The sequence below is a fragment of the Defluviitoga sp. genome (assembly GCF_035349255.1).
Classification (GTDB): domain Bacteria; phylum Thermotogota; class Thermotogae; order Petrotogales; family Petrotogaceae; genus Defluviitoga.
Genome location: NZ_DAOPSE010000075.1, coordinates 1 through 3,705, shown reverse-complemented (window position 1 = coordinate 3,705; position 3,705 = coordinate 1). Strand labels below are relative to the sequence as shown.

Sequence of the window (3,705 nt, the reverse complement as noted above, 5' to 3'; positions counted from 1 at the left end):
AGCAAATCATCTCTACCCATATTATGAGCTAAGAAAGCTGAAGCAATAAGATAAAAAAAGGAAAGGTTTCTTAGAAGAAATTCTAAGAGGAATAAAAGCGATAGAATCAGTCTCTAAATGTACAAAGTCGTAAACATCATGAGAATCATAAGCAGCATCAGCCAACAAATTAAAACCATGAAGATTCAAAAGATCGATGGTCTTATGCAACAAAGGGAAAGCATAATTCTTATCGTGATGACTAGCGGGAGAAACAAAGGTAAAAATAGGGACATTAAAAAAAGAAAGCGTATGAGCTTTAAAACCGAAATAAGAAATAGATTGCTTTTGATTACCGTTTTTATCGTAAACAGGTTTAGAGTTAGAAACAGGTTTAACGCCAAAGTTAGCTTGGATAGGATGAGAATAATACACTTTTTGATTCATGAATTTACCATGACTCTTTTTGTTGTTAAAGAAAGAACGAAAAGAAATAGGATAAGAATCGATACACAGATTATTAGGATCGAAAATGCCCTCATCAATACCCTTTTGAATAGAGTGAGCAATAATCTCAAACAAAAGAGAAGTATCAAATTTCTTTTTAAAGACAGAGAAAGTAGCCTCAGAAGGGACAAAGTTATTGATAGGATCAAATCCAATAGCTTGAGCGAATTGAGGATTAGTTCTAAGGAAATAAATCAATTCTCTCGTATTAAACCCTTTAACCTTTTGAACGAACAAAGCTTTAAGGATAGACTGATTAGAATAACCGAGTCTACCGCGCTTATGGATAAAATTAGGAACAACAGACCAATCGATAACATTGATTAAATCAAGAAGATATTTAGATTCAGAATGTTCATTAAGATATTGATCATAAACGAAATCGAAATAAAGTTGAGAAGCATTAGAGTAGTAAGACATTTGTAAAACCTCCTTACGATTTAGTGAATTAATAATGCCAAAGAGATTATATCGTAAGGAGGTAAATGTCAACAATAGGAAGGATTAAATATACGTCAAATGTTTGTCTTAGAATTTCTAAAGTGAGTAACAAACAATAAGGAAGGAGGTGATTATTACCAATAGAAGAAACAGGAAGTACGTTTTAGAATTTCTAAAGTGAGTAACAACATAAAAACAAGGAGGTTTTACTTTATGAATAGTTCAAAAGAAATTAATGAATTAGTTAAGATTAATGACAAGGTCAAAACAGCATTACAAAATAATCATCCAGTTGTAGCTTTAGAGTCAACTTTAATTGCTCACGGGTTCCCTTATCCTCAAAATTATAACCTGGCTCTTGAGATTGAGGAACAAACCAAAAAATCAGGTGTAGTTCCTGCAACAATAGCTATTTTAGATGGCTATATAAAGGTTGGAATGGAAAGAGAAGACCTAGAGATTTTAGCAACCGATAAAAAGATAGTAAAAGCTAGCTTAAGGGATCTCCCTTTATTATTAGCAAAGAAAATAAATGGTGGAACAACTGTTGCTTCTACAATGCAAATAGCAGAAATTGTAGGGATTAAAGTTTTTGTTACAGGGGGAATCGGAGGAGTTCATTCGAATTTTACTGAAACTTTAGATATTTCCGCCGATCTTAAAGCATTATCAACATATAGAGTAGTAGTAGTATGCGCTGGTGCTAAAGCCATTATTGATATATCAAGAACAAGAGAATTATTAGAAACTTTAGGCGTTCCAGTACTGGGCTATCAAACAGAAGATTTTCCAGCTTTTTATTTTAGAGAAAGTGGTATTAAAGTTGATTATCGTATTGATTCTCCTGAAGAAATTTTTGAAGTAATGAAGATCAAGGAAAAATTAAACATACCGGGAGGAGTTTTAGTAACAGTTCCTATACCAAAGCAATATGAACTAACTAAGACTGATTTTAATCATCTTCTTCAAAAATTATTAAGAGAAACAAAAGAAAAAAATATATCTGGTAAAAATGTTACTCCATATTTATTAAAGCGTTTGAATGAAGAGACAGGTGGAGAAACTGTTATGTCAAATATTGCCTTAATTAAAAATAATTTATCTGTTGGGTGTGAAATTGCAAAAGCACTTAGTAGGAGGAACATATAATGACATTAGTTTTTGGAGATGTAATGATGGATATTTTGGTAAAAGTGGAAAGTGCATTAAATTATGGAAGTGATGCAATTGGAAGTATTGCCATAGAAGGAGGAGGTTCAGCTGCCAATTTTGCAAGTTGGTTATCTTACTTAGATGATAATGTCCTGTTTATTGGCAAAATTGGAGATGATTTTGCAGGTATTTTTTTGAAGAAAGATTTAGAAAAATATGGTGTAAAGAGCATTTTGATAGAAGGAAAGGGTGAAGCTTCAGGTAAAATAATTATTCTTATCGACAAACGAGGAGAAAGGACTATGATTACTGATAGAGGAGCCAATCTAACAATTAGAGCAAGCGATATTCCTAAAGAATTTCCTTCAAATGCTCAGCATCTTCATCTTACAGGATACAGCTTTTTTGGAAGCCAAACATTATTGGATTCTACTCTAACCATTTTAGAAAAGTGTAGGGAAAGGGGATTAACTGTTTCTGTTGACCCTTCTTCTTATTCATTTATTAGAGAATTTGGCCCCAAAAATTTTTAGATGTTACCAAAGGAATTGATATTATATTTCCAAATTTTGAAGAAGGAAAAATATTAACTGGGACAAATAAAGAAGAAGAAATTGTTAAATCACTTCTACGGTTTTATCCTACGGTTGTTTTAAAACTAGGTGAGAAAGGGTGCATAGTTGCTACAGATAAGGTTTTTTTTACAATTCAAAGCAGAAATCAAATTTCTAATCCAGACACAACTGGAGCAGGGGATGCGTTTGCAGCTGCCTTTGTAAAGGGATACATCAAAAACAAATTTGATTTAAAGAAGTCTGGAGAAGTGGCTAATGAGATAGCTTCTTTATGTGTTTCTAGGAAGGGAGGTAGACCACCTTTACGTCATTCATCTTTAGAGTTTTAAAGAACATTAACGAGTTGAAATGTCAAATAAATTTGATTTAGTTATTTATTGAAATCCTAAAAAATTTTACTTTTTAGAAAGCTGTTTTAATTAGTTTTAATTATACCCACTTTAGAAATGACAAAACATTCAGATTAAAAAAGTGTAAAAGAAGTAAATAAAAAAGAAAAAATATCAAAATAAATGGTTAGAATCAAAAAAAATCTTTGAAAATTACAAAAAAGATGAAGAAAAAGTAAAAGTTAAAAGAAGTAAAGAATTTTGACAAAAAACAGGAATAAAAACGATACAGTTAATGAATAACTGCCTATTAAAAAGAAATAAATTAAGTGAGAGTATCAATTACAAGCAAGCTGTTTCATACATTAATGTTTTAGGTGAACCAAGCAAATCATCTCTACCCATATTATGAGCTAAGAAAGCTGAAGCAATAAGATAAAGGTTAGAAAGATTACACTCAACTTCAACAGCATTGATAAATCTCAAAGAAGTAGAATTAGTCATATCAGCCAACTTAGAAAATATAGATTCAATGAGGGTACGTTTGTTGTAAACCTTTTTGAAAGAAGAAGAATCTCTGTTCAAAGAACTACGAAAATCATCTTTAGAAAAGTTTTTGTAAGCATAACAATTATGTTTGTTTAAAGGACAATTAGAAGGATCATCACAAACATACTTATTAGATTCAAAGTAATGAGAATGAAGAGAAAGAGGATTACCGC

Annotated in this window: 5 protein-coding genes; 3 read left to right on the top strand and 2 right to left on the bottom strand. The window is 31.3% G+C overall.

Annotated features, from left to right (window positions below; translation table 11 throughout):
* Positions 1 to 21 precede the first annotated feature (21 nt).
* Complete coding sequence (locus PKN74_RS08135) at positions 22 to 906, bottom strand: transposase (RefSeq protein WP_472310326.1); 885 nt, start codon at positions 904 to 906, stop codon at positions 22 to 24.
* Between the two features lie 252 nt (positions 907 to 1,158).
* On the opposite strand from PKN74_RS08135, the gene PKN74_RS08130 reads away from it, so the two are divergent.
* Genes PKN74_RS08130 through PKN74_RS08120 form a run of 3 tightly spaced genes read left to right on the top strand, consistent with a single transcriptional unit; the run spans position 1,159 to position 2,983 of the window.
* Positions 1,159 to 2,076 carry a pseudouridine-5'-phosphate glycosidase gene (locus PKN74_RS08130; protein ID WP_472310330.1) on the top strand — a complete coding sequence of 306 codons (918 nt, stop codon included), beginning with the start codon at positions 1,159 to 1,161 and terminating at the stop codon, positions 2,074 to 2,076.
* A complete protein-coding gene (locus PKN74_RS08125; protein ID WP_472310324.1) occupies positions 2,076 to 2,612 on the top strand; it encodes a carbohydrate kinase family protein in 537 nt (178 codons plus the stop codon). Before PKN74_RS08130 ends, PKN74_RS08125 begins: the two co-directional genes overlap by 1 nt.
* Complete coding sequence (locus tag PKN74_RS08120; protein WP_472310328.1) at positions 2,591 to 2,983, top strand: PfkB family carbohydrate kinase; 393 nt, start codon at positions 2,591 to 2,593, stop codon at positions 2,981 to 2,983. Before PKN74_RS08125 ends, PKN74_RS08120 begins: the two co-directional genes overlap by 22 nt.
* Before the next feature lie 342 nt (positions 2,984 to 3,325).
* Here PKN74_RS08120 and PKN74_RS08115 read toward each other — a convergent pair.
* Positions 3,326 to 3,705 (bottom strand): hypothetical protein (locus PKN74_RS08115; protein ID WP_472310322.1); only part of this gene is annotated, 380 nt, incomplete at its 5' end.

Excerpts from the sequence above, each read along its gene's own strand:
- PKN74_RS08135 (WP_472310326.1), bottom strand. The coding sequence starts at position 906 with ATGTCTTACTACTCTAATGCTTCTCAACTTTATTTCGATTTCGTTTAT.
- PKN74_RS08125 (WP_472310324.1), top strand. The coding sequence starts at position 2,076 with ATGACATTAGTTTTTGGAGATGTAATGATGGATATTTTGGTAAAAGTG.